19 protein-coding genes are annotated in these 25,298 nt (G+C 67.1%); 13 read left to right on the top strand and 6 right to left on the bottom strand.

Annotated features, from left to right (window positions below):
* Positions 1 to 730: SbcC/MukB-like Walker B domain-containing protein (locus ACN675_RS15325; protein WP_420751649.1), on the top strand; the 730-nt coding region annotated here is incomplete at its 5' end.
* A 15-nt stretch (positions 731 to 745) separates the two neighbouring features.
* Here ACN675_RS15325 and ACN675_RS15320 read toward each other — a convergent pair.
* Positions 746 to 1,912 carry an AI-2E family transporter gene (locus ACN675_RS15320; RefSeq protein ID WP_420751648.1) on the bottom strand — a complete coding sequence of 389 codons (1,167 nt, stop codon included), beginning with the start codon at positions 1,910 to 1,912 and terminating at the stop codon, positions 746 to 748.
* 185 nt (positions 1,913 to 2,097) lie between these two features.
* On the opposite strand from ACN675_RS15320, the gene ACN675_RS15315 reads away from it, so the two are divergent.
* The 5 genes from ACN675_RS15315 to ACN675_RS15295 all read left to right on the top strand — a co-directional run bounded on the left by ACN675_RS15315 (position 2,098) and on the right by ACN675_RS15295 (position 5,922).
* A complete protein-coding gene (locus ACN675_RS15315) occupies positions 2,098 to 2,577 on the top strand; it encodes a hypothetical protein (RefSeq protein ID WP_420751647.1) in 480 nt (159 codons plus the stop codon).
* Positions 2,578 to 2,606: 29 nt separating this feature from the next.
* Positions 2,607 to 3,206, top strand: coding sequence for a class I SAM-dependent methyltransferase (locus ACN675_RS15310; RefSeq protein WP_420751646.1), 600 nt, complete (start codon positions 2,607 to 2,609; stop codon positions 3,204 to 3,206).
* Between the two features lie 20 nt (positions 3,207 to 3,226).
* Positions 3,227 to 4,306, top strand: coding sequence for a redox-regulated ATPase YchF (gene ychF / locus ACN675_RS15305; RefSeq protein ID WP_420751645.1), 1,080 nt, complete (start codon positions 3,227 to 3,229; stop codon positions 4,304 to 4,306).
* A 206-nt stretch (positions 4,307 to 4,512) separates the two neighbouring features.
* A complete protein-coding gene (locus ACN675_RS15300; protein WP_420751644.1) occupies positions 4,513 to 4,980 on the top strand; it encodes an ArsI/CadI family heavy metal resistance metalloenzyme in 468 nt (155 codons plus the stop codon).
* 309 nt (positions 4,981 to 5,289) lie between these two features.
* Positions 5,290 to 5,922 (top strand): sigma-70 family RNA polymerase sigma factor, encoded by a 633-nt coding sequence (locus ACN675_RS15295; protein ID WP_420751643.1) that lies wholly within the window; start codon positions 5,290 to 5,292, stop codon positions 5,920 to 5,922.
* A 77-nt stretch (positions 5,923 to 5,999) separates the two neighbouring features.
* Here ACN675_RS15295 and ACN675_RS15290 read toward each other — a convergent pair whose 3' ends face one another.
* The 3 genes from ACN675_RS15290 to ACN675_RS15280 all read right to left on the bottom strand — a co-directional run bounded on the left by ACN675_RS15290 (position 6,000) and on the right by ACN675_RS15280 (position 10,064).
* On the bottom strand, positions 6,000 to 6,569 hold the full coding sequence (locus ACN675_RS15290) for a YdeI/OmpD-associated family protein (protein ID WP_420751642.1): 570 nt from the start codon (positions 6,567 to 6,569) through the stop codon (positions 6,000 to 6,002).
* Between the two features lie 91 nt (positions 6,570 to 6,660).
* Complete coding sequence (locus ACN675_RS15285) at positions 6,661 to 8,559, bottom strand: ABC transporter ATP-binding protein (protein WP_420751641.1); 1,899 nt, start codon at positions 8,557 to 8,559, stop codon at positions 6,661 to 6,663.
* Positions 8,556 to 10,064: an ABC transporter transmembrane domain-containing protein gene (locus ACN675_RS15280; RefSeq protein WP_420751651.1), complete on the bottom strand. Its 1,509-nt coding sequence runs from the start codon at positions 10,062 to 10,064 to the stop codon at positions 8,556 to 8,558. Before ACN675_RS15280 ends, ACN675_RS15285 begins: the two co-directional genes overlap by 4 nt.
* A gap of 569 nt (positions 10,065 to 10,633) precedes the next feature.
* Between ACN675_RS15280 and ACN675_RS15275 the strand changes: the two genes are divergently transcribed.
* The 6 genes from ACN675_RS15275 (at position 10,634) to ACN675_RS15250 (ending at position 20,303) form a co-directional block, all read left to right on the top strand.
* Positions 10,634 to 12,553 (top strand): hydantoinase/oxoprolinase family protein, encoded by a 1,920-nt coding sequence (locus ACN675_RS15275; protein WP_420751640.1) that lies wholly within the window; start codon positions 10,634 to 10,636, stop codon positions 12,551 to 12,553.
* 46 nt (positions 12,554 to 12,599) lie between these two features.
* Positions 12,600 to 13,019 carry an acetone carboxylase subunit gamma gene (locus tag ACN675_RS15270; RefSeq protein WP_420751639.1) on the top strand — a complete coding sequence of 140 codons (420 nt, stop codon included), beginning with the start codon at positions 12,600 to 12,602 and terminating at the stop codon, positions 13,017 to 13,019.
* A 29-nt stretch (positions 13,020 to 13,048) separates the two neighbouring features.
* Complete coding sequence (locus tag ACN675_RS15265) at positions 13,049 to 15,175, top strand: hydantoinase/oxoprolinase family protein (RefSeq protein ID WP_420751638.1); 2,127 nt, start codon at positions 13,049 to 13,051, stop codon at positions 15,173 to 15,175.
* A gap of 25 nt (positions 15,176 to 15,200) precedes the next feature.
* Positions 15,201 to 17,522, top strand: coding sequence for a hydantoinase B/oxoprolinase family protein (locus ACN675_RS15260; RefSeq protein ID WP_420751637.1), 2,322 nt, complete (start codon positions 15,201 to 15,203; stop codon positions 17,520 to 17,522).
* 73 nt (positions 17,523 to 17,595) lie between these two features.
* Positions 17,596 to 18,408 carry a hypothetical protein gene (locus ACN675_RS15255; RefSeq protein WP_420751636.1) on the top strand — a complete coding sequence of 271 codons (813 nt, stop codon included), beginning with the start codon at positions 17,596 to 17,598 and terminating at the stop codon, positions 18,406 to 18,408.
* An 80-nt stretch (positions 18,409 to 18,488) separates the two neighbouring features.
* Positions 18,489 to 20,303: a sigma-54-dependent Fis family transcriptional regulator gene (locus tag ACN675_RS15250; protein ID WP_420751635.1), complete on the top strand. Its 1,815-nt coding sequence runs from the start codon at positions 18,489 to 18,491 to the stop codon at positions 20,301 to 20,303.
* A 23-nt stretch (positions 20,304 to 20,326) separates the two neighbouring features.
* On the opposite strand, the gene ACN675_RS15245 is transcribed toward ACN675_RS15250, so the two are convergent.
* A complete protein-coding gene (locus ACN675_RS15245) occupies positions 20,327 to 21,301 on the bottom strand; it encodes a pseudouridine synthase (RefSeq protein ID WP_420751650.1) in 975 nt (324 codons plus the stop codon).
* A 1,224-nt stretch (positions 21,302 to 22,525) separates the two neighbouring features.
* On the opposite strand from ACN675_RS15245, the gene ACN675_RS15240 reads away from it, so the two are divergent.
* Positions 22,526 to 24,478: a hypothetical protein gene (locus tag ACN675_RS15240; RefSeq protein ID WP_420751634.1), complete on the top strand. Its 1,953-nt coding sequence runs from the start codon at positions 22,526 to 22,528 to the stop codon at positions 24,476 to 24,478.
* A 15-nt stretch (positions 24,479 to 24,493) separates the two neighbouring features.
* Here ACN675_RS15240 and ACN675_RS15235 read toward each other — a convergent pair whose 3' ends face one another.
* Positions 24,494 to 25,273: an alpha/beta fold hydrolase gene (locus tag ACN675_RS15235; protein ID WP_420751633.1), complete on the bottom strand. Its 780-nt coding sequence runs from the start codon at positions 25,271 to 25,273 to the stop codon at positions 24,494 to 24,496.
* Positions 25,274 to 25,298 lie beyond the last annotated feature (25 nt).

The raw sequence follows: 25,298 nt of genomic DNA, 5'->3' as shown, positions 1-25,298 counted from the left end.
GGCGCTCACCGGGGACGAGACGGTCGACGTCGCGGCGCGGCAGGACGCCGCGAACCGCGCCGCCGCCGAACTGCACGCGGCGCTCACCGCTTTCTCGGAGGCCGAGCGGCGGCTCGCGGACATCGACAAGTACACGACGCGGCTCGAGCAGGAGGAGGCGAAGCTCGCGCCGCTGCGGGCCGAGCAGAACGAACTGGCCGGACTCGCGGATGTGATCGCCGGTGGCGGGCAGAACTCCCGGAAGATGTCGCTGCGGTCGTATGTGCTTGCGGCGCGACTCGAGGAGGTCGCCGAGGCGGCATCCGAGCGGCTGCGTCGAATGTCCGGTGGACGCTACGAATTCGTGCATTCGGATGCCGCGGGCAGCCACGGCAAACGAGGCGGTCTGGGTCTCGACATCCACGACGAGTACACCGGGATGGTCCGGTCCACGAAGACCCTGTCGGGTGGTGAGTCGTTCCAGGCGTCGCTCGCGTTGGCGCTCGGGTTGGCCGACGTCGTCGCCGCCGAATCCGGGGGGCTCGTGCTCGACACGATGTTCATCGACGAGGGGTTCGGCACGCTCGACGCCGACGCCCTCGACTCGGTGATGGGTGTGCTCGACGAACTGCGTGCCGGTGGCCGCGTCGTCGGGGTGGTCAGCCACGTCGACGAGATGCGGCAGCGAATCCCGAGCCGGCTGCACGTCGTCCGGGGCCGGGCCGGCTCGACGGTCGAGATCGCGAGCTGAACCCGGCCACGTCGGTCAGCTCGGTTCGGGTGCCGAGCCCTCCCCGGGAGCGGGCAGCGCCAGGGTTTCCTTGTTGGCTGCTTCGACGCGTTCGTCGATCTGTTCGCCGATGTAGCGGATCACCACCGCGGCGACCGCCGCGACCGGTACGGCGAGGAACGCCCCGACGATGCCGAACAGCGACGACCCGGCCGTCACCGCGAGCAGCACGATGACCGCGTGCAGGTGCATGCTCCGTGACTGCAGCACCGGTTGGAGCACGTTTCCTTCGAGCTGCTGCACCGCGATGATGATGACCAGCACGATGATCGCGGTGGTCAGCCCGTTCGCCACGAGGGCGACGAGGACCGCGAGGGCACCGGCGACGAACGCACCGACGATCGGGATGAACCCGCCGATGAAGGTGAGGATCGCCAGCACGGGTGCGAGCGGAACACCGAGGATGACCAGGCCGAGACCGATGAAGAAGGCATCGATGAAACTCACCAGCGCCTGCGTGCGGATGAATCCACCGAGCGTGTCCCACATGCGGACGAGGACTTCTTCGAGGTGACGCCCCGCGCGACCACCGCCGACGGCATGCAACCACGGGATGAACCGCGGGCCGTCCTTGATGAAGAAGAACGTCAGGACCAGCACCAGGGCGAGGGTGACCAGCAGCGAGCCGGCCGTGCTGACGCCCGAGAACACGCCGCTGGCGATGGTCGCGGCGCTGCCCTGGACCTTCTCCACCACGACCTGGACCGCGTTCTCGAGCTGCTCGTCGCGGAGGTTGAACGGCGGTCCCTGAATCCAGTCCTCCACCTTGTGAATACCCTCGGTGGCCTTGTTCCCCAGCTCCGGGGCCTGCGACACCACCGACGGCACGATGCCGGCGATGATGCCGCCGACGACCGCGAAGAACAGCAGTAGGGTGACCGACGCGGCCGCCGCGGGTGGCACACGGCGTTTCATCAGTGCACGGGTCGGCGGCCACAGGACCGTCGACACCACGATCGCGAGGGCGACCGGGAGCACGACCACCCACATCTTCTCGATGATCCAGCCGAGGACGACAGCGCCCGCGGCGATCAGGACGACGCATGCCGACACCTTGGCCAGCCAGATCCCGCCGGCGCCGATGACCGTGCCCCGATCGAGGGGACGTGCGGGTAATTCGGGCGGGGACTTCGCTTCGCTCAACGGGGATCCTTCCGACGGCCTCGTTCCGACAATCTAACGGAGTATGTGTCCGGTTCGCGGATGTGCAGAGCCTCGCGCCGGACCCGCACGACCGGCGGCGGCACTTCCGGGCCGCGAGTCGTGTACCTGGCGGAATTCGACGATTTCTCGCGTTCGGCGACGGGACGCGTGGGACCCTCGAGTGCATGAGCACACGAAGCGTGGGATCTCGGATCCGGAAGTCCGTCCCGGCTGCCGTCGCCGCCGTGGCGGTCGCGTGCACACTGGCCGCCTGCAGCTCCGACGACGACACCAAGACGAACGACGATGTGCAGTCGTCCGTGGGTGCGATCGTGACGAGCGTCCGCGAGCAGGCCGAGGGTGCGGTGTCGTCGGTGCAGAGCGCCGCGTCGAGCGCCGCCGAGAAGGCCGGGGAAGCGATCGACCAGGCGAAGCTCAGCGCATTCGTCGGTACGTTCCGCACCGCCTACCCGGATCTGGCGGCCGATCGGGACGATCAGTCGATCGAGAAGATCGTCACCGACACGTGTCCGATGATCGAGGACGGCGCTCCGCAGCAGGACATCGACGCGACCGTCAAGGAACTCGCCACCAACGGCTCGGTGGAACCGACCGACGACCAGACGGCGCGCATCGCACAGCTCGTGCAGGTCGCCTGCCCGTAGGCACTGCCGGCTCGGTACGTTCGGGTGCCATGGGCACCCGATGGCAGACCGAGCGCAGCGCCGACGATTCCCGCGCCTACATCGAGCGGTTCGCCGGCCTCGAGGAATCCGGTGTCGACCTGCACGGTGAGGCTCGATTCGTGGACGTCCTCCTCGCGCGCGGCAGCCGCGTGCTCGACGCCGGGTGCGGCACCGGCAGGGTGGGGGCCGAACTGGCCCGGCGCGGTCACCGGGTGACCGCCGTCGACCTCGATCCCGTGCTGATCGACGAGGCGCGCCGCCGCCATCCCGAGCTGACCGTGCACCTCACGGACCTGGCGACCCTGGACCTGCCGGGTGAGCCCTTCGACGCGGTCGTCGCCGCCGGCAACGTGATGGTGTTCCTGGAACCGGGCAGCGAACGCACGGTGCTCGCCGCGATCGCCGCGCACCTGCGGCCCGGCGGGGTGTTCGTCGCCGGATTCACCACCGGCAGCGTCTACCGTCCGGAGCAGTTCGCCGCGGACCTCGCCGCTGTCGGGATGGTGCTCGAGCAGCGCTTCGCGACCTGGGATCTGCGCCCCTGGCACGACGCCGCGGACTGGCTCGTCGCCGTCGCACGTCGTGCGGCTGACGAGGCCGGCGCGTGAACACGTAGAATGCTGATTCCGTGAGCCTTACTCTCGGAATCGTCGGACTTCCCAACGTCGGCAAGTCGACGCTGTTCAACGCGCTGACCCAGAACGATGTGCTGGCCGCGAACTACCCGTTCGCCACCATCGAGCCGAATGTCGGCCTGGTCGAGCTGCCCGATCCGCGGCTGAAGAAGCTCGCCGAGATCTTCGGGTCCGAGCGCATCCTGCCTGCCACGGTGTCCTTCGTCGACATCGCCGGCATCGTCAAGGGCGCATCCGAGGGTGCCGGCCTGGGCAACAAGTTCCTCGCCAACATCCGCGAGGCCGACGCCATCTGCCAGGTGGTGCGCGTGTTCTCCGACGACGACGTCGTGCACGTCGACGGCCGCGTCGACCCGGCCTCGGACATCGAGATCATCGAGACCGAGCTCGTCCTCGCCGACATGCAGACCCTCGAGAAGGCGCTGCCGCGGCTCGAGAAGGAAGCGAAGAAGAACAAGGACCTCAAGCCCCAGCACGAGGAGGCCGTCAAGGCTCAGGCGTTCCTCGAGGAGGGCAAGACGCTGTTCAGCGTCAAGGACAAGCTCGACTTCGGTCTGCTGCGTGAACTGCACCTGCTGACCACCAAGCCGTTCCTGTACGTGTTCAACGCCGACGAGGCGGTGCTCACCGACGAGGCGAAGGTCGCCGAGCTGCGCGCATCCGTCGCACCCGCCGACGCCGTGTTCCTCGATGCGAAGGTCGAGCAGGAACTGCTCGAGCTGGACGAGGAGGACCGGCAGGAGATGCTGGACTCGATCGGCCAGACCGAACCCGGCCTGCACGCCCTGGCCCGCACCGGCTTCCACACCCTCGGCCTGCAGACCTACCTGACGGCCGGCCCGAAGGAAGCCCGCGCCTGGACAATCCACAAGGGCGACACCGCCCCGCAGGCCGCCGGCGTCATCCACACCGACTTCGAGCGCGGCTTCATCAAGGCCGAGATCGTCTCCTTCGACGACCTCGCCGAGGCCGGTTCGATGGCCGCCGCCAAGGCCGCCGGCAAGGTGCGCATGGAGGGCAAGGACTACATCATGCAGGACGGCGACGTCGTGGAGTTCCGCTTCAACGTGTAGACCCCCGGGCGCAAACGCAGACGAGGAAGGCAGCAGCGCGGTGCATGCATCGCGCTGCTGCCTTCCTCGTCTGCGGCTATGTCACTGATTCCGTCGGCCCAGATGCGTCCTCGCGGGACGAGCATCGTCGGTAAGGGCGACACACGGTGACGAGAGTCCGATGGGGACGCTCGCGCCGGTGTCCGAATTCCCGAAAGGTGACGACGATGCCTACCTCCCGAGTTCAACTCGCGCTCAACGTCGAGGACGTGACGGCGGCGACCGCGTTCTACTCGACTCTGTTCGGGGTGACCCCGCACAAGCAGCGCGACGGATACGCCAACTTCGAGATCGAGGATCCGCCGCTGAAGCTGGTGTTGATCGAAAATCCCGGTGCGCAGGAGCGCCTGAACCATCTCGGTGTCGAGTCGCCGACATCCGAGGACGTCTCCGCAGCGTTGACGCGGTTCCGGGACGCGGGCCTGACCGCGACGGTGGCCGAACAGGATCTGTGCTGCCATGCGGTGCAGGACAAGGTGTTCGTCGAAGCTCCGGACGTGCCCAACGGATGGTGGGAGTTCTACGCGGTGACCGACGACAGCCCCGCCAACCCCGAGGGGCTGACATCCTCGGCGTGTGAGGTCGCGTGCAACGCCGCGCAGGACGCGTCGGCCGGCAGTGTCTGCTGCGGATGACCTGGGTGATGTGGGGCGCCGCGGGATGGCGGCGCCCCCAGAATCGGTCGGAATTCGGCCGGGCACACTCGGCGACCGCGCTCATTCGGCGGTGTCGAGCAGATGCAGTTCCTCCGCCAGGACCAGGTCCACCTCTTCACTGGTCAGACCGGACAACAGATGCGTGGTCAACATCGCTCTCACCTCCTCACTGCGCTTCTACCGGTACGTCGAATCGGGAAACCCGAAATCGACATCGCTGCCCTCCGGACGCGAAGACAGACCCGCCGCGCGGCGAGGATGCTGGAGACGGAGAGGAACCAGGAGATCATGAGTGAGACGACGGACCCCACCGCGACGACACTGCAACCGGCGCCGGGCGATCTCGAGCGACTGTGGCGAGGCTTCTCCAGTGACCTGCGAGCCTTCATCGCCCGCCGGGTCTCGTCCCCCGAGGACGCCGACGACATCCTGTCGATCGTGTTCCTGCGGATGGCCGGCAGTCTCGACGGTCTGCGTGATCAGGACCGGCTCCTGGGGTGGATGTATGCGATCACCCGCAACGCGATCACCGATTACTACCGATCCGCGGCCCATCGCCGGGAACTGCCCGTCGACGCCGTCCCGGACAACCCGGCCGCCGACCGTTCGGAGGCAGATGAGGCGGTCCAGAAGGAACTCGCTGCCTGCCTGGTGCCGATGCTCTCGGGTCTGCCCGCCGAGCAGGCCGAGGCGGTGAAGATGGTCGATCTCGGCGCCCGCACGCATGCCGACGCCGCCGGCGAGGCCGGAATCTCCGTCTCCGGCATGAAATCTCGCGTCCAGCGAGGCCGTGCCAACCTCCGCCAGCGGCTGCAGGAATGTTGTCGGATCAGCCAGGACCGCACCGGTCACGTGCACGACTATCAACCGCGTAGCGGCGGCGCCTGCGCCTGCGGTGGCACACCCGCTTCGGAGCAGTAGACCGGGGCAAGACCCTCCTGGTTCCGTAGGCGCAAACCTCGTTACCCGCGGCGAAGTTCTGCGGCGCAGCCATGTTGTCACGGTCGCTCGTTGCGGGCGGCCTTCTCGACGATGGCGGCGATCCGCTTGGTCTTCGTGGCCGGCTGCTTCGCGAATGCGATCTGGGTGAGCGCGAACTTGCGGACGCTCGGCGGCCACGCGTCCCAGTGGGTGCGTGCCCGGGGGTCGGCGTCGAGGGCTGCGGTGAGTTCCGGAGATTCGACGAGCGCCTCGGCGTCGTCGAGCAGCGTCCACAGGCCGCGTTGCTTGGCGTCGTCGATGACGGCTTGGCCGGCCGGCTGCATTCGTCCCTCGGCGATCAGTTCGGTCACGCGAGCCTTGTTGGACGCGGCCCACGCGCTGTTGCGGCCGCGTCGGGTGAACCACATGCCTCGGCGGTGTTCGTCGATGATCCGGGTGTGCCCGTCGACCCATCCCCAGCACAGCGCCTCGCGCACGACCGGGTCGTAGTCGAGGGGAGTGTTGCCGGACTCCTTGCGCCAGAACACGAGCCAGACGCCGGGGGACCGGTCGTGGTTGTCCCGCAGCCACGCGTGCCACTCGTCGAGGGCCTCGAGGTGCAGGTGTTCTGCGTTCGGGTCGGCCATGCGGACAAGGCTAGGCGCCTGCGGCCGCGTAAGGCCGGTCTCGGCGCGGGAGGTGCGAGTTGCCGGGCCGGTCACCGGATGGAGCACGCGGCTACGCGGTCACGCCCGAAGTGACGAGGTCGGGATCGGAATCCCCGTCCGGAGCGTGGCCGCCGACTTCGCCCGCGACCGCGCCGCCGTGGCCGGCGCTGCTGATCTCTCGCCGACCGGCAGTCCAAGCGGCCCACAGACGGTGGTAGATCCCGCCGGCGGCGAGCAACTGGTCGTGGGTGCCCTGCTCCACGACCTGACCCGCGTCCATGACGAGAATGTTGTCGGCACGCGAGGCCTGGTCCAGGCGGTGCGCCACCACCAGGGCCGAACGATTACGGGTCACCACATCAGCGGCATCCTCCAACGCCCCCGCCCCAGCCGAGCCGGCTTCGGCAGTCGCCTCGTCCATGATGACGATGGCCGGGTCGAGAAGTAGAACGCGAGCCAGCGCCAGCTGCTGAGCGGCCACCGGCTCCAGCTGGATGCCACGCGCGCCGACCACCGTGTCCAGCCCCTGAGGAAGCTGGTCGAACCATGAGCGGGCATGCACCAGATCGAGTACCGAATGGAGCTCTCCATCGGTGGCATCGGGCTTGGCGAGGGTCATGTCCTGGCGCAGGGTTCCGGAGAAGACATGCACCTCTTGGCTGACCATGGCGAGACGCGCGACGCGCTCACGGTCGGACAGTGACGACACGGGGTGTCCGTCGACGAGCACCTCGCCCTCGTCGGGTATGTGCAGTCCCGCCAGCAGCGCTGCCACCGTTGTCTTTCCGGCCCCTGACGCGCCCACGATGGCGACGGTCTCGCCCGGGGTGATGGTCAGGTTGATGTTGCGTACAGCCCAGGGGCCGCCGTAGCTGAAGCTGACGTTGCGTAGCTCGACGTGCCCTCGGGGAGCATCTGCGCCGCTGTCGGGCACCGGTACGGGCGGATCGGAGACCACGCCCACGATTCGTGCCAGCGATGCGTACCCGGACTGCACGACGTCGAGCACGCGCATGAACGTGTTCAAGGGACCACGCAATCGGATGATCATGAGCACCGCCCCGGTCACGGCGCCCACGGTGAGGGCGCCGGTGGACACCAGCCGGTAACCCACCGACAGCGCGATCGTCAGCATGAGGAACTCGGCACCGAGCATCCAGACGTTGAGGACGAGCATGGTGCTGCGAGCCCTGATGCCCTTGCGGACCACATCCCACGAGGCGTTCTCGATTTCGGTGTGGACGCGGTTTTCCATCGAGAACGCACGCACCGTCGCGCGACCGCGGATGGACTCCAGGACGCGGCGGGCACGCTCGGCCATGGCGGCGCGCTCGGCGGCATAGCGCTCGGGGGCCTTGGCGAGGTAGCGGCGCGCGGCAATGTAGTACACCGGCGCGACGATCACCGGGATGATCAGGAACTGCCAGTCCAGCGAGAACAGGGCCGTGACGGTGGCAATGACAGTGAACAGTGAGGTGGACAGCGTCGGCACGGTCTCCGTGACGGCGGCGGACAGCTCGGCGACGTCATCGGTGGAACGGCTGACCAGATCGCCTGCGCCGGCATCCTCGACTCGGTGGGTGGGCAGTCCCAGAGCGGTGCCGACCATGTCCTGGCGCAGGTTCGCGATCACGCGCTCGGACAGCCGTGACACCAGATAGAAGCCACAGGCGTTCACGACCGCGCCGGCGATCGCGGCGGAAATCAGACCTGCGCCGATCAGCCACAGCGATCCCTGGGTGTGGTCCGTCACCAGGTCCACGATCCGGCCCATCAGCTGTGGCACCAGCACACCGGCGTACGCGCCGAGGATGAGCAGTACCAGAGCGAGCAGGAACAACAGCTTCGCATGGCGGACCCGGCCCAGCTGACACGCGACCTCGCGCCGCACCTGCGTCAGCGTGGCCAGGGGGAACCGAAGGGCGGTGTCGGTCTTGACGGGTGGGCTCGCGTTCGTCGACGGATTCATCGGGCGGCCACCGCGAACAGCTCCTCCACCGTCGCAGCCAGGTCCACCACGCTCGAGTGGTTGGCCGCCACGGCGTTCCATGCCGGGGCCTCGCTGAACACGAGCGTGATCCGGCCCGCCCGGTGTCGGGACACCTGCTCGGCGAGGTTCTGTTCCGTCACCGAGTCCACCGCGGTGGTCGGATCCTGCAGCACGAGTACCTCGGGGTCGAAGGCGATGGCGCGTGCCAGGGCCACGCGTTGGCGCTGACCGCCGGACAGCATGCGTCCGTTCTCGCCGACGCGCTTGTCGGGGCCCTCAGGGATGTCGTCGCAGCAGGCGACGCGGAGTGCTTCCTCGGCGGTGGCCCGGTCGGGGTGGACGTTGTCGGCGACGCTGCCGTCGAACAGGTCGGCCGCGTGCGGGACGATGATCACCCTGGTCCGGGGCAGCGACTGAAGCTGGGAGATCAGCTCGTGGTCGGTGCCGCGCACGACGGTGAGACCGGTCGGCAGGGCCTCCAGGAACTTGGCGGTCCTGGCTTCGTCGATTTCGGTGGTGTGTTCGAAGTCTGCCCCGAGAACCTCGCGGATACGCCGTCCGGATGCCTCGGCCGACGCCCATCGCGAGGCCAGGTTCCTGCCGAACATGGTCATCGGAGTGATGAGGAACTGCGTCAGGCCGACGACGGTGATGAGGTCGCCGATGGTCATGTGCCCGTTGAGTGCGAACGCGCCGGCGGTGATGCCGAGGGCGGAGACGAAGATCGCGCCGGCGGCCTCTGTGGCCCCGTTGAGGCGCGCCTCGGCGGCATTGGCGTGAATGGTCTTGTGATAGGCGATGTCCGAGACCTCGTCATAGCGACCCCGGACGGTGACGATCGCGCCCAGGCCCTTCAGGATGCGCAGTCCCTGCACCACATCCGCGGCGGTCGCCGCGGCCTGAGCGATCGCATGCTGACGTGCGACCGAACGACTCTGCAGAGGGCGGGCAACCCGGAGGGCCACGATCGCCAGGAGCGGACCGCCGATGAGGGTGGCCAGGCTCAGCCAGGGACTGATGGTGAACATCATGATGGCGCCGTAGGCGATGGCCGCCGCCTCGGCCACAGGCATGACCGTCATCATCACGATCTCGCCGACCCGGCTGGTGTCGGACGATGCGATCGAAAGCAAGCCGCCTGCGGTGCGCTCGCGGCCGGCGAACCCACGTGGATCCTGGATGCGGTCGGTGACCATGGTGCGCAGATCATGGCTGACCAGCTGCTGACTGCGGATCAGCATGAAGCGCGCGATCCAGTTCGCGACGATGGCGAGCACGAAAAGACAACCCAGAACCAGGATCCAGAATCCCAGTCGGCCGGCAGACGAGGTGGCGATGGCTTCATCCACGGCCCTGCCCACGACGACGGGCGTCAGGCCGTTGCAGATGAAAGCGACCGCCATGCCGACCGAGGCGACGAAGCTCCACGGACGCTGCGAGAGCGCGACCTTCAGCGTCCACTGCCGTGCGTCGAGCGCAGGCATCTTGGATCGTTGCCCGCCCGGCCCGGGTAGCGCCGAATAGTCGACGACACTTTCCTGTCCGTGAGCCTGAGGGGTGACGAGCACGAGCGAAAATGTTACACGTGCGAACTACCGCGGCCCGGTTGTCGTGTCGCTGTGGTCTGTCTCCGGTTTCACCCATCAGCGGCAGGGACCGGGAGTCTGACGGGACTGCCCTCACTGTGAGTTGGGCAGTCCCCTACGGGGCCGGGTCCGAAACGGGTCGTCCCCAGCTCCAGGAGTTCTGTCGTTCCCGTGCTCGCCTGCACTCTCCATCGAACCGGAAAGTGTCCCTCATCCGGACACTTCTGCCCCGACGGAACCCTGCGACGGCTCTGACCTGAGGTTTCGGCACCGGGCACGGATCGCGCCGGGTCCGCACCTCCACCACGCCGACACCCGGGCGCATCGCTCGCGCGGGACGGTCGCAAAGAAACACCAGGTTGAGGCGTATGTCACGCAAGGTGTCCGCAAGTGACACACTTCACACGAGCTCGGCAGTCCCAGGATTTCCTCATCCGAATCGCAACACGCATTGGACCGAGGACACCATGGACAGACTGATCAACATCGACAATGGCGGTACCCTCACCGACATCTGCGCGTGGGACGGCCACGACTTCAGCTTCACCAAGACTCTCACCACACCGTTCGACCTGTCGCAGTGCTTGTTCGACGGTCTCACCAAGGTGTCACGGGAGATCTACGGCACGGAGAATCTGCCCGAGCTGCTGCACTCGACCGCTCACATCCGCTACTCGACAACGCAGGGCACCAACGCGCTCGTGGAGCGGAAGGGCCCGCGTGTCGGTATCGTCACCGACTCGGCCGGCACGGTGGACGAGCTGAGGCGCAGTCCTGAGCAGCGCGCGCTGTTCGACGACCTCGTCGGCAGCCGCGTCGCGGTGATCGACACCGCCGCCGACGATCTCGACAGCGAACTGGTTGTCAAGGTCAACCGGCTCATCACCGACGGCGCGGCCCGCATCGTGGTCGCGGTCGGCGACACCAACGACGGCCGCGAACGCGAGATCCGTAGTGTTCTGCTGCGGAAGTTCCCCCGCCACCTGCTCGGGTCGGTGCCGTTCCTGTATTCGTGGGACTTCAGTACCGACCGCACCGCGTCCCGGCGCATCTGGTCGGCTGTGATCAACACCTTCCTGCATCCGACGATGGAACGGTTCCTGTACAACGCCGAGCATCGCCTGCGCGACCATCGCGTCCGCAACCCGCTGCTGATCTACCGCAACGACGGGGCCTCGTCACGCGTGGCGAAATCGGTTGCACTCAAGACCTACTCGTCGGGACCGCGCGGCGGCTTGGAGGGCACCCGGGCGCTGGCCGAAGTCTACGGCCTCAAACACGTCCTCATGATCGATGTCGGCGGCACCACCACCGACATCGGCACGGTCACCGGTGGCGAGATCCTCACCGACCGAAGAGGTTCCATCGCCGGGATCCCCATCTCCTTCCCGATGTCCAACGTCGAGTCCGCCGGCATCGGCGGCAGTTCGGTCATCGCTGTCACCGACGGTGTCATCACGGTCGGTCCGGAAAGCGTCGGCGCAGCACCGGGGCCGGCGTGCTTCGGCTTCGGCGGCACCGCTGCCACCATCACCGACGTCAATCTGCTGCTCGGAGTGCTCGATCCGTCCACCTACCTCGACGGCGGCTTCACGCTCGATGCGGACCGGGCCCGCGCGGTCGTCCTCGAGACCGTCGCCGAACCGCTCGGCCTCACCCTCGACGAGGCGCTGATTGCGATGGAGCAGGCCTACTTCACCGCCATGGGGACCGCCATCGCCCCGGCGGTCGAGGATGCCGACGAAACCACCATCGCCGCATTCGGCGGTGCCGGTCCGATGAGTGCGTGTGGTGCTGCCCGGGTCGCCGGTGTCCGTACCGTCCTGATCCCCAAGCTCGCAGCCGTCTTCTCGGCGTTCGGGATCGGATTCTCCGACATCGGGCAGAGCTACGAGACCGATCTGGCGGACACGAGCGACGCGACCCTCGCCGAGGCCACTGCCGACCTGCTCGCCAAGGCCGAACGCGACATGTTCCAGGAGGGCCATTCCCTCGAGGAGTGCGGTCTGTCGTGGACGGTTGCCTCGGAGGACGAGCACGGTGCCACCGTCGACGAAGTCGCCTACCGGCCCGGCGAGCCGGTGGAACTCGTGGCCGGCGCCTCCAGCGCGCTGACCCTCGTCGTCACGCGCCGAATGAATCGGATCGCCCTGCCCGACAGTTCGTTCGCCGAACCCCGCGACCCGCAGCCGGCGGGCGTGCGCACCGTGCTCGGTGCCGCGGGGCGCGCCGAGGTCCCGGTGTACACGCTCACCGAACAGCAACCGGGTGCGACGGCCGCGGGACCTGCCATCGTCGAAGGTCCCTTCTTCACCGCCCGGGTCCAGGACGGCTGGAGTTTCCACGTCACCGCCGGCGGCGACCTGCTGCTCACCGATACCCACTGATCAGCAGGCGCGACGCCTGCTTCGACCGCTTCGAAGGATGCACGACATGCGAATTCCCATGACCGAATACCTGGTCATCGATCTCGACACCGAACTGTGGCTGTGCCGGGTGTGCCAGCACGAATTCGGCGACGCCCGTGGCAATTACAAGGAGGGGACCCTCGTCTACGACCGCGACCCGCGCGAGATCCATCAGCCGATCATCGACCCGGACCGTTACGAGTTCACATTCTCCCCGGACCCCAGCTACTGCCGGATCCTCGAGTACTACTGCCCGGGGTGCGGAACCCAGATCGAGACCGAGTACATCCCGCCGGGCCATCCGCCGACCGTCGACATGGAGTGGGACATCGACGCCCTGCGTGCCCAGTGGCTCGAACGTGGCACCGATCCGGAACAGGTCATCACCTACGGCCCGGGGCAGGACGCCGAAGGTGAGTTCGAAGGCCGCCGCCACCAGCACTGAACATCCTCGATCGCAAGGAATCCGATACCATGAAACGCATCTCCGTCGACATCGGCGGCACCTTCACCGACTGCTTCTTCGCCTGGGACGACAAGTACGTCGAGGCCAAAGCCCTCACCACCCACCACAACCTTGCGCAGGGTTTCAACGAGGCGCTCGACCTTGCCTGCCGGAGGGCCAACCTCAACCGTGACGACGTGCTGTCCCAGGTCGATTCGGTACGGTACGCCACCACTCTGGGTACCAATGCGCTCATCGAGCGCAAGGGGCCCCGCGTCGGTGCCATCGTCACCCACGGCTTCGAGGACACCATCCCGCTCTCGCGCGGCCGTGGCTACGGTGAGGGTCTGGACCCGTCGATGCAGCAGAATCTTCCTGCTGCCGAGCGTCCCGAACCGCTGGTGCACCGCAGCCTGATCCGTTCGGTGAAGGAGCGCGTCAACTCCGCCGGCAGGATCGTCGTCCCGCTCGTCGAACAGAACGTGCGCGAGATGGTGCGCGAACTCGTCGACGCCGGCGTCCAGGCGCTGGTGGTGTCGCTGGTCAACTCGACCGAGAATCCGGCGCACGAGCTGCGGATCATGGAGATCATCCAGGAGGAGTACCCCGAGCATCAGCTGGGCGCGATCCCGGTGCTGCTCGGTCACCAGGTGTCCGGCCGTAAGGGCGAGTACGTGCGGACAACCTCCACCATCGTCGACGGTTTCCTGCACGACATCATGTTCCACGCGATGAGTCAGCTGGCGAACAACCTGCGCGATTCCGGCTACGACAAGCCGATGCTCATCATTCACAACTCCGGCGGCATGGCGCAGATGAACTCGACCGACGCGCTGCAGACCATCCACTCGGGGCCGGTCGCGGGAGTCAGTGCTGCCGAGCATCTTTCGGAGTCCTCGGGAATCGGCAACATCATCACCACCGACATGGGCGGCACCTCCTTCGACATCGGTCTGGTGCCCGCAGGCGGGGTCAAGCACTACGACTTCCAGCCCACCATCGACCGGTGGCTGGTCTCGGTGCCGATGATTCACCTCGAGACCCTCGGCGCCGGAGGCGGCTCCATCGCCAGCTACGACCGTATCCACCAGTCCGTGCGGCTCGGACCCGAGTCCGCGGGATCGGACCCGGGCCCGGCGTGCTACGACCGCGGTGGACTGCGCCCGACGGTGACCGATGCCGATCTGCTGCTCGGCTACCTCGACCCCGACAACTACGCGAACGGCTTCATCAAGCTCAACCCCAGGCGCGCGGTGTTCGCCATCGAGGAAAATCTCTGCGACGAACTGGATCTCGACGTCATCGATGTGGCCAAGGTCATCAAGAGTTCCGTCGATGAGCAGATGGCGATCGGCATCGCGAAGGAACTGCGGGTGCGCGGCTACCTGCCCGAGGACTTCACGATGCTCGCCTACGGCGGCAACGGCCCGCTGCACGCGTGCGGCATCGCCGATCACGCGGGTATCCGCCGAATCCTCGCGCCGCCGTTCTCGTCGGTGTTCTCCGCGTGCGGCGCCGGGAACATGAAGCAGTTGCACATCCACGAACGGGGCGTGCACGTGGTGCTCTACAACGCCACCACGCGCGGACTCTACGACCGCTACGAGGAGTTCAACGGCATCGTCGCCGCCCTGGAAGCGCGGGGCGCGGAGGATCTGCGTCGGCAGGGCATCGCCGACGAGGTGATCGAGCATCGCCTCGAAATGGACCTGCGGTACGGCAATCAGCTGGTGACGACCGCGGTGTCCTTCGACATCAACCGAATTCACGGTGTCGGGGATGTCCTGCACCTGATCCGCACCTTCTCCGACATCTACTCGCAACGGTACGGGCAGGGGTCGGCCGCACCCGAAGCGGGGATCCGTGTCCAGACCATCCGTGTCGCCTCGTACGTCAACGGCGACACGGTGGAATTCGATTCGCTGCACCATGACGGGGAACGAACACTGCCTGTCCCGATCGAACATCGGGAAGCGCACTTCGTCGGGCACCCGCGGGCGATCAGCACCGCGGTCTACGACGCCGAGGCCCTCGATGCCCGGCATGTGATCCCCGGCCCGGCAATCGTCACCACCGAGAACACGACCTACCTCGTCGAGCCGGGCTGGCGCCTCGAACCCTCCCCGCAGGGCGCCGTCTGGTTCCTCAAGGACTAGAGCAGAAACATCAGGAGACAATGTCATGACCGCAGTGCACGACGACCTCGCCCAAGCCGCCGCCGAACGCCTCGCGTCGCTCGACGAGCAGGAACAGCAATGGGTCGACGAATTCATGGACGAGACCACGCTGTTCCTCGGCCCCGATCCGGAGATCATGCGTTCGCACCACATCACCTCGCGCAGCGAGCTGGAGGAGGAATGCATCGCCAAGGGCGTCGACCCGCTCCAGGTGGATCGCATCCGTAAGCGCCTGGCCGGCGCCCTCGACGAGGGCTTCGAGATGTGCGAGGCGATGGGTGCGGCTCCGGGCGCCAAATGGGGCGACCTCACCACCGCCATCTACACCGCCGCCGGCGATGTGACCTACCTGTCCTGTCACGGCGTGATCGCGTTCTCCGCGATCCTGCACCATCCGATCCGCTACATCATGAAGTACTGGAAGGACGAGCCGACGGTCGGCATCCATCCGGGTGACGGCTTCATCCACAACGACGCCCGCTTCGGCAACGTCCACAACACCGACCAGTCGATGATCATGCCGATCATCCGTGACGACCGGATCATCGCGTGGGTCGCGGCCACCATCCACGAGGGTGAGAACGGCGCGTGCGAGCCCGGAGGCATGCCCTCCGGCTCCGAAACGCCCTTCGACGACGGCCTGCGGATGAGCCCGTTCAAGATCGTCGAGCGGGGTGAGTTGCGCCGCGACCTGCTCACCTTCCTGCAGCACTCCGTGCGCGACCCGAAACTGCAGCTTGCCGATCTGAAGGTGAAGATCGGTGCAGTGCAACGTATCCAGGAACGCGTCGATGCGATCATCGACGAGGTCGGAGTGGAAACCTTCGTCGCCGCACTGCGCATCACCGTCGAGGATGTCGAAGCCGAGGTGCGCCGCCGGATCCGCGAGCTGCCCGATGGAACCGTCCGGTTCAACCAGTTCATGGACTCGACGCTCAAAGAGAACATCCTCATCAAGCTCGCCTGTGCGATCACCGTCAAGGGCGACAAGATGACGATCGATCTGCGCGGTAGTGGACCGGAGATCCTCAACCGGGCCATCAATTCGCCGCTGTGCTCGGTCAAGTCGATGATGATGCAGGCCATCCTCGCGTTCTGGTGGCCGGATCTGCCGCGCTGCACATCGGCGATGAGTCCGATCGACATCATCTCCGATGAGCACACCTGGTCCGACGCCGGCTACGACGCCCCGATGGGCCAGTCCCTGCAGGCCTCGTTCCGCGGGTTCTCGGCGTTGCAGAACCCGTGGGCGAAGCTGCAGTTCTCCAACCCCGAGAAGTTCTCCAATGTCATCGCCCCGTGGTTCAACCAGATCAACACCTTCCTCTGGGGCGGGGTCACCCAGCACGGTGATCAGGTCGGGAATCTGTGCGCCGACCTCAACGGCATGGGCGGGGGCGCGAAGGCGTTCCGGGACGGCGAGGATGCCGTGTCGCCCCTGTTCTGCGCGATGGCCGACACCGCCGAACAGGAGGTCATGGAGGAGGAGGTGCCCTTCATGCAGCTGGTGAGCAAGCGGATCGTCCGCGACAATCAGGGTTTCGGCAAGTACCGCGGCGGCATGGGCTACGAGATGATCGTGGCGGCGGAAGGCACCCCGCTGTGGGGCTTCATGACCGTCACCTCGGGTGCGAAGTTCTCGTCCGTCACCGGGCAGTTCGGTGGCTACGGGTGCAACACCTATCCGCTCGCGATGGTCAAGGGCGTCAACGTCTACGACGAACTGCGGCGCAACCCGGAACGTTTCGACCTGTCCATCGAGAAGGTGATGAACGAGCAGCCGTTCGAAGGTGCCGAGTACATCACCAGCCACATGGGTCTGCAGTTCGACGTCGCCAAGGACGGGGAGCTGTACATGATGTCGCAGGGCACCGGCGGCGGTTACGGAGACCCGCTCGAACGGGCCCCGGAGGATGTGGTTGCGGATCTCGAGATCGACCGCATCTCGCCGAAGGTCGCGCACGACATCTACGGCGTCGTGTACGAGCCGGAGACGTTCGTCGTCGACGTCGAAGCCACCGGCGAACTGCGTGCGTCGATGCGTCGAGCCCGGATCGCCCGCGGCGTTCCCTACGCGCAGTTCGTCGAGCAGTTCGTCACCCCCGAACCTCCGAAGGACCTGCTGTACTACGGGTCCTGGGGTGATACCGAGGAACTGACCGCCACCCATTTCACCGTCCACGGTGCACAGCGGGTGACCACGACGATCGACAAGATGCCGATCATCATGATGCCCGACCGACGCGAATTGAAGATCGCCGAGCTGACCGCGCGGGTGAAGGAACTCGAGGCCAAGCACGGTGAGGTGGTCCACCGCAAGTCCTGACCACCGTCCGCCCCGTCCACCGGGTGCCCGCACGACGTGCGTGCGGGCACCCCTTCACCCCCCGGAGACCACGATGACCACTTCGAAGCCCGAGTTCCTCGCTGCACCGGCCTCGGGGCGCCGCACCCCCTTGATCGTCGACCATCTCGACTACAGTCAGCGGGTCCTGTTGCGCGGCAATCCGATTCCCTGGGGCGATCCGACCGCGCTGTCGAACCTGTTCAACCAGGCGCACGGGCTGCTGCGCCCGGACGCCACGCTGCTCGACCTCGGTGCCTACTATCGGATCCTCGCCGGGGACCCCCGCCTGCAGGATGCGATGACCGCACGGTCGCGTCCCGGATACGCGCTGCGCACCCTGCTCGGAGACGCGGAGGCCGGCCGGGCCGCGGTGACGCTGGTTGCCACCGTGGCCGGCACGACACGGCTGCCGCTGGTCCTGCAGGTCCCGTCCCCGCGTGCGTGGCTGGCGCAGACACACCCCGGAACGCCGGACGATCTCGACGCCGACCGGGTGGAGAACGCGGCGATGTACGTGGCCGACTGGTTTCGCGGGTTCGCGGACGTGTCCGTCGCGGCGGTGCTGCTCGACGAGCGTTCGGCCGGAGGTGCGCCCGCAGTGCCCCCCGACGCCTATGCACCGATCGGCAACGTCGCCGTGCACTACCGGTGGGAGCTCGGGTTACGTGACGAGCTGAGCGTGTCGTTCGGCGGACGCGACGGGGATGTACTCGGCGACGAGTACTGGCTCGGCGACCACGTAGCCGTGCCGGCGGAGGTCGGGGCGTTCCGGCTCACTCGCCTCCCCGAGAACGCGGTGCCCGAAACAGTGCTGGCCCGGCTGGCAGACCTGGACCGTGACGGCGTTCGATCCGGGGCGAACTGACGCCCGGCCCGGGCAGCGCGCGGAACCGACCGGATACCCTCGAGTGAGGTAGGTCACCACGAGGTGGTGGAAGGAACAGGATGAAGAACGCAGACCGACGGCTGACGGTGGCGGTCGCCCGTGCCGGATTCCTCGATTCCGGGGAGCCGGACGAGTCCCTGGTGTCGCCGCTCGTGTCCGCCTCGTGGCAGAGGTCGCAAGCGGCCGGGGTGCAGCCTTCCGGCGGGGACGTCGGGTTCGTCGGTGACGTGGATCGGGAATCCCGGCTGGTGCAATGCGCGATGTCCGTCTTCGACAGGCTCGCGACGGACATCGCCGACGTTCCCGTCAGCATCGCCCTGACCGATGCGAAGGCGCAGGTGCTCATGAGGATCGACGGTGCCCGCAGCATCGGTCGGCTCCTCGACCGGGTCTCGCTCGCCCCCGGCTTCGACTACCGCGAGGCCGAGATCGGCACCAACGGCGTGGGGACCGTGCTCGAATCCGGACAAGCCGTCCAGATCGAGGGCGCCGAGCACTTCCACGACCGGTTCCAACCGTTCGCGTGTTCCGGTGCTCCGATCCGCGACCCGTTCAGTGGCCGGATCGCGGGTGTCGTCGACCTGAGCTGTCTCTCCGAGCATTCCTCCCCACTGCTCGCGAGCGTCGTGCGCAGCGCAGCGTCCGAGATCGAACTGAACCTGTTCCGCGATCGCAGCGCCCGTCAGCACGCGCTGTTCGACGCGTTCGTCCGCGCCGACGCGCGCGGGGGGACGGCGCTGCTGGCCACGGGCAGCGCGATGTCCCTGGCCAACCCGCTCGCCCACGCCATCCTGGCTCCGGAGGATCAGCGCCGCGTCGGCGAGCACGTCGACTACATGATCGGCCATCGCGACCGGATCGACGAGCACGTCGAACTGCCCGATGGTGTCAGCGTCCGAGTGCGGGCCGTTCGGATCCGGGCGGGCGAGGACACTGCCGGATACCTGATCGAGGTGTCCGAATCCACCGCTGTTGCGGCCGCGATCCCGGCCGCGGTCCGGCCCGCCGCTCCGCCCCAGGTGCCGCCGCATCGGGCGGGGCTGGCCGCCGCAGGAACCGGGAAGCTGCGAGACGGCGGCGGTTCGCCCCTGTGGACCCGGGCCTGCAACGAGATCGAGGACGCGGTGCGGTCGGCGGAGCGGTTGCTGGTCACCGGAGAGCCGGGTACCGGCAAGGCCTCGCTGGCGTCCGAGATCTTCCACTCGGTGGTGCCCGGCGGACGCAGCATCCTCGTCAACGGCAGTACCGACCTTTCGGGGCTTGCCGCCGATTCCGCAACCCCCACCCTGTATGTGCTGCGCAACATTCGATCCATGTCCGAACCGGTTGTTGCGACCCTGGCAGCGGCGTTGTCCAAGCCCGGTCCCGAGCACGTGTTCGTCGTTGCCACCATGCAGGATTCGGATGAACCGGCGCCGGAGTTCCTTGTTCCGTTGCTCGACGCGCTCGAGCGAACCGTGCACGTGCCCGCGCTGCGGCACCGCACCGACGACATCCCCAGGGTGGCGGCACAGGTGCTTCGGACGATCACCGGTTCGTCGAGCCGCCAGCTCACGCCCGACGCGATGCGCCTCCTGGTGAGCTACCCGTGGCCGCGCAACATCCACGAACTGGAGGCTGCGTTGCGCAGCGCCGTTGCACTGCGGCCGGCCGGCCGAATCACACGCGAGGACCTTCCCGAATGGTGCCATCACGGGCCGGGCCGCAAACTGAGTGCCGTCGAGGCGGCCGAGCGCGACGTGGTGGCCAGAGCGTTGCGGGATGCCGGTGGAAACCGAGCGGAAACTGCTCGTGCACTGGGTATTTCACGGTCGTCGCTGTACCGGAAACTTGCCAAGTTCGGGCTGGCCGACGGTGCAGAGCCGGCGGGCTGACCGAGTGCACTCCTCGGAATGGCTCAGCGTCCCGGAACGGGTGCTTCGCCCAATGTCCGACGGGTGACGAACCGTCGCGGCATCCCGGACAGTGGATCGGTGAATTCCAGTTCCCGCGCCAGCAATTGGAGGGGGAGGGCATGATCGTCGGGTTCCTCGGGTAGTAGGTCGGGATACCAACGGTCGCCCAGGATCCCGACGCCGAGCGCCGCGAGATGCACCCGCAGTTGGTGCATCCGTCCGGTGTGCGGCCGCAGGATCGTGTGCAGGACGGTACGTCCCGACGCGCTCACGCCGGTGCCGAGCACCTCGATCACCGTCTCGGAGTTGGGCTCTCGCGAGTCGTCGACGATGACGCGAAGTTCGCCGCGGCGCGACTCGATGTGGTTGCGGTAGACGACGGGAACCCGATTCCCGGCGAGCGCCGGAGCGCTCGGATCCCACTCGGCCGGCAGCGCGGACACCGCCTCGTAGACCTTGGTGACCTGACGCTTCTCGAACAGCGATTGGTATGCGCCGCGCGTCTCGGGACGAGTCGAGAACATCACCAGACCCGCGGTCGCTCGGTCGAGCCGATGGATCGGCGTCAGATCCGGATTGTCGAGGCGGGTCCGCAGTCGGACGAGCGCGGACTCGCGCAGGTACCGCCCACCCGGGGTGGTCGGTAGGAAGTGCGGCTTGTCGATCACGACGAGGTCGTCGTCGACGTGGAGGATCTCCTCCTCGAACGGCACCGGCTCCTCGGTCGGCAGATCGCGGTAGTACCAGACGAACCTGTGCGCTCCCAGTGTCGTGCCGCGGTCGATCGGACTGCCGTCGGCGCCCACGATCTCCTCGGCGTCGAACCGCCGGTACAGGTCGTCGGCGTTCAGGTGATCGAACCTGTCGACGACGTACTCGGCGATCGTCGCCCACGGTCCGGAGCTCGGGACACGCAGTCGCGTCGGCCCGACGCCGTTCCTGACAGGTAGCGGTGAGGGCATGGGCACGCCCGCCATCATCTCATCGGCCGTCGGTCCTGCCGCGCGGTGGGTCGCACCGAGGTGCACGCAGACGGTGATCGTCGGCGGTGGGCGTCCGGATGGGCTTACTGCATGAACTCGCCGCCCAACCCGAGGACGCTGGCATAAAATCGAATGCGCAGTCGGGGGACATTGTTGCACCGGTCGGTATGTGGATCGGCCGGTGTCGTGCAGTCGGTCGTGGTTATGTGTGCAACGGTTGTCGCACTACTCACGAAAGGTGGGACTCAGCCCTTCCCGAGATTCGAATTCGTCGAAGTGCACAAGGGTACATCGGAATTCTGGGGCTGTTCCGATCTGGGGTCGACACGCGAGTAGGGGTGACATGAGCGCGGTCGACGAGGGGCCGCCGACGTTCATTGTGGCGGGTTCGGAAACGTCGTGTCCGTATCTCAGATGCGTTTTGCGACAGCACTTTCAGACCGATGCGCAACTCTGTCCCCGAGGCCGAAACCGGTGCCGCAATCATTCGCTCGTGTAGCGATCAGTTGTGAATCGACGTGAGAGGAGGCGACGACCATGGCTGTGCCCGGTCCATCGTCGGCGCTGAAGCGACTCCATGATCTGCTCTCCGGTACTCGGTCGCACGAGGTCTGGCAGTGCGATGAGCCGAATCCGGAGGGGGTCACGCCGGCCGAGTCGCCACTGACACCCGTTCCGGATCCACCGGAGGCGGGCTATCTCAATCCGGAGACCTATTTCGAAAACGGCCTGGGTGATTCTGATCTGAATCTCAGCCATGCAGAGGCGGCGGAGAAGTTTGCGGACAAGACAGAGAAATACGGGGTCTATTGCCGGCGCAGCACGGACATCACCATGCGTGGTGGCACGACGTCAGGCATCGTCTACCCGCTCGCGGTGTGTGAGATCGCCCGCGCATTCCGGTTGCGCAACATCGGCGGGACGTCGGCGGGTGCGATCGCCGCGGCCGCGGCTGCTGCCGCCGAGTTGGGGCGCATTCGTGAGATCGACCAGGTGGGCCTGCCGACGAAGGATCGCACGGAGGAGTCCGTGCAGCGTGGGTTCGCGGGTCTTGCAGGCGTTGTCGATTGGCTGACGCAGCTCGATGGGGACTCAGCCAATACCGATGGGATGTCGGATGACAAATTTCGGCTCGGCACACTCTTCCGTCCCGAGAATCGCGAAGCGAACTCAGCGAATCGTCGGGAGCGACGGTTGTTCGGGATACTCGAACCGATTATGCGGCGACGCAACCGCTACCAGGCGGTTTGGCGGGCTGCGCTGGCGCTCGGACGACGATGGTGCACGGTCGGCACGCTGGTCAGTGCGGGGACCTTTGCACTCCTGGTCGTGGCGATGCGCCAGGTCGTCGGCGAACCGGCCGGTGACGTGTGGGGCCCGTGGGGTTCGGTATTGGGGCTGTCCGTGACCGGGATCCTCACGATTCTGTTGTTGGTTGCGAGCGCTGTCGGCGTTCTCCGTCTCCAGCGAGCGAGCGGCATGAAAAGGGATCTGGATCGTGAGATCGAGAACTGGACCGCCGGCACGGACACGAAGGCAACCGCGCTCTACCGGGAGCTGCTGAAGAGCCACACCAGTGCCGGGGAGCGGCGTGCGACGAAGGGGGTGCTCGTAGCGACAGTGATCGGGCTGGTGGCCTGCGTCGCGACCGGTGCGGCACTCGTGTGGATCGCTACGGACCGCTCGGCCATGGATTTCGGTGGAGTCGTCTCGGCCGCATTGCTCGTGCTGGCATTCACCGGGTTGTGGGTGCTCGTGTCCGCGGCGTTCATGGGCGTCATTGCGTGGGACATGAACGCGCACTTCCGGACTCGAGATCGGTACGGCCTGTTCTCGGGGGATCGCCTCGTGGCGTGGATCGACGCTCGGCTCCGGGATCTCGCCGGGCAGGAAAAGCCGTTGACGTTCGGTGACCTGTGGGGAATCGACAACAACGACGAAAGCAGGCGGGCGGACAAGCTGGCACACTGTGCCCGCGCGCGCCGCGTCAATCTGCAGTTGGTCACCACAGATCTGGCGCAGCAGCGGCCGTTCCTGTTTCCGTTCGTCGACAACGCGAGCATGAAGGACTCGCTGGGCAGCCAGTTCTATGTCGACCGCGAGGATCTGGAGCCGATCTTCCCACCGGAGGTTGTCGAGATGCTCGCCCCCGAGTCGGGTGTGGGTGAGCGGGCGCCCAACACGTATGTGTGCTGGGACGAGGAGAAGGGGGAATGGGGAGAGCGTCAACTCTGGGCGCTTCCCGAGCCGTGGGATCTCCCCGTCGTGTTCGCGGTTCGGGCCAGCATGGCGCTGCCGTTCCTCTTCAAGGCCGTCCGCGTCTACCGACTGCGAAAGCCGACCACGGTGCGCGACGATATGGGCCGGCCGCTCGAGCTCGAGCCGGAAAAGGCGCTCAAGTCCCCGATGGGCCCCGAGAAAGAAATCGCGGAGGAATTGTGGCTGTCGGACGGCGGTATCACTTCGAACTTCCCGGTGCACCTGTTCGACCAGTCCCTGCCGGAATGGCCGACGTTCGGTCTGAATCTGGGACGCCATCCGCGGGGATTCGAACATCAGGACGTGTGGTTCCCCGAGGACTGGCAGTCCAGCGTGCCGCCGTACAGCGCAGTTCGCGGTACCGCCGCCGGATTCGTTGCGGCGATCGTGTCCACTGCCCGGACGTGGCGCGACGTCATGCAGACCAACATGCCGAGTACCCGCGGACGGGTCGCGTGGGTGCGGCAGCGTGCGGAGGAAGGCGGAACCAATCTGTTCATGAGGCGTGAGACGGTCGCGTCGATGGCGTTGCGCGGAGCGCTCGCCGGGGCCAGACTGCGAACCCGCTTCGCCGCGCCCAACGACAACCGCTGGAAGCGCCACAAGTGGCTGCGTCTGCGCGCGGCGGTGAGCACCCTCGACGAGGTGTGCGAGTCGACCGCGATCGCGCTTCCCGCGTATCGCGACCTGTTCCACGAGGCAGGTGCCACCGAGGCCGCGGGGAAGACGTGGCTGGAGGAAGAAGGCCTGACGGACGAGGTTCAGCTCTTCATTCCGAGTAACGGCCAGTTCTGGGACCCCGCGAAGACGCTGCTGCAGAACGTGGGGAAAGGGCCGGATGTGCCCGACGCCGACCTCCGCAGTGGTGCCCCGACCCCGGCCCCGGAGTTTCGGCAGTCGCCACGCATGTGACGACTCGTCCCGCCGCTATCCGTGCCGCGCCACGTCCGCGCACAGGATACTCGGCCAGCGGGCGAGATCGTCCGGCGTACGGGCGACCTCCAGAGTCGAGTCCGGGAGAAGATCCAGCAACGCCTCGGCCGTGGACACCGGGTGCCCGGGATCGTCGATCCAAGCGAGAACCGTTGTGGGAACGTCGATCTTGGCGACCTCGTCCGGGTCGGGCAGGTCGCTCAGCGCGGCTCCCCGGAACAGCGACGGAAGCAGATGCTCGGCGACGTCCGGCACTGTCTCCGGGGTTCCCACGGTTGCGGGCGGACGCGGCTGGGACAGATCGGATCGGAGGAACGCGTCGAGTCCCTGCTCCTCGATGGCCCGGGCATTCTGCCGGTAACTCTCTGCCTTGGCGGCGCGCGTTTCCCATGCGGTTGCCGGCACCATCAGAGTGAGGCCACTGAACCGCCCCGGATCACGGACCGCCGCATGCAGCAGGGTTCCGGTGCCCATCGACGGGCCGACGCCGTGGACCTGCTCGCCGGGGAACCAATGGTCGAGCAGTCGCAGCAGGTCGTCGGCGAGAACCTCCCAGCGGTAGTCCTCCGGCACCGCGCGTCCGGTCGAACGGCCGTGCCCGCGCGCGTCGTACCTGAGGAGCCGGGTCCCGCTCAGTCCACGCCCGAGATCGAGATCCATGAGGCGGTCGCGGTGGCGGCTGGAGGTGAGGCCGTGGAGTTGCACGACCGGGTGGCCACCCTCGTCGCTCAGTTCGACGTCCAGTTCGGCTCCCGGAACACTGAAGGTCGGCACGGCGGCTCCTTGGTCGGTCGTCGCT

The sequence above is a fragment of the Rhodococcus sp. O3 genome (assembly GCF_048897285.1).
Taxonomy (GTDB): Bacteria; Actinomycetota; Actinomycetes; order Mycobacteriales; family Mycobacteriaceae; genus Rhodococcus.
This window is presented reverse-complemented; position numbering and strand designations above follow the sequence as displayed.

Coding starts and splice junctions, on each gene's coding strand:
- ACN675_RS15315 (WP_420751647.1), top strand. CDS start 2,098: ATGAGCACACGAAGCGTGGGATCTCGGATCCGGAAGTCCGTCCCGGCT.
- ACN675_RS15310 (WP_420751646.1), top strand. CDS start 2,607: ATGGGCACCCGATGGCAGACCGAGCGCAGCGCCGACGATTCCCGCGCC.
- ACN675_RS15300 (WP_420751644.1), top strand. CDS start 4,513: ATGCCTACCTCCCGAGTTCAACTCGCGCTCAACGTCGAGGACGTGACG.
- ACN675_RS15295 (WP_420751643.1), top strand. CDS start 5,290: ATGAGTGAGACGACGGACCCCACCGCGACGACACTGCAACCGGCGCCG.
- ACN675_RS15290 (WP_420751642.1), bottom strand. CDS start 6,569: ATGGCCGACCCGAACGCAGAACACCTGCACCTCGAGGCCCTCGACGAG.
- ACN675_RS15285 (WP_420751641.1), bottom strand. CDS start 8,559: ATGAATCCGTCGACGAACGCGAGCCCACCCGTCAAGACCGACACCGCC.
- ACN675_RS15280 (WP_420751651.1), bottom strand. CDS start 10,064: ATGCCTGCGCTCGACGCACGGCAGTGGACGCTGAAGGTCGCGCTCTCG.
- ACN675_RS15275 (WP_420751640.1), top strand. CDS start 10,634: ATGGACAGACTGATCAACATCGACAATGGCGGTACCCTCACCGACATC.
- ACN675_RS15270 (WP_420751639.1), top strand. CDS start 12,600: ATGCGAATTCCCATGACCGAATACCTGGTCATCGATCTCGACACCGAA.
- ACN675_RS15265 (WP_420751638.1), top strand. CDS start 13,049: ATGAAACGCATCTCCGTCGACATCGGCGGCACCTTCACCGACTGCTTC.
- ACN675_RS15260 (WP_420751637.1), top strand. CDS start 15,201: ATGACCGCAGTGCACGACGACCTCGCCCAAGCCGCCGCCGAACGCCTC.
- ACN675_RS15255 (WP_420751636.1), top strand. CDS start 17,596: ATGACCACTTCGAAGCCCGAGTTCCTCGCTGCACCGGCCTCGGGGCGC.
- ACN675_RS15250 (WP_420751635.1), top strand. CDS start 18,489: ATGAAGAACGCAGACCGACGGCTGACGGTGGCGGTCGCCCGTGCCGGA.
- ACN675_RS15245 (WP_420751650.1), bottom strand. CDS start 21,301: ATGGCGGGCGTGCCCATGCCCTCACCGCTACCTGTCAGGAACGGCGTC.
- ACN675_RS15240 (WP_420751634.1), top strand. CDS start 22,526: ATGCGGCGACGCAACCGCTACCAGGCGGTTTGGCGGGCTGCGCTGGCG.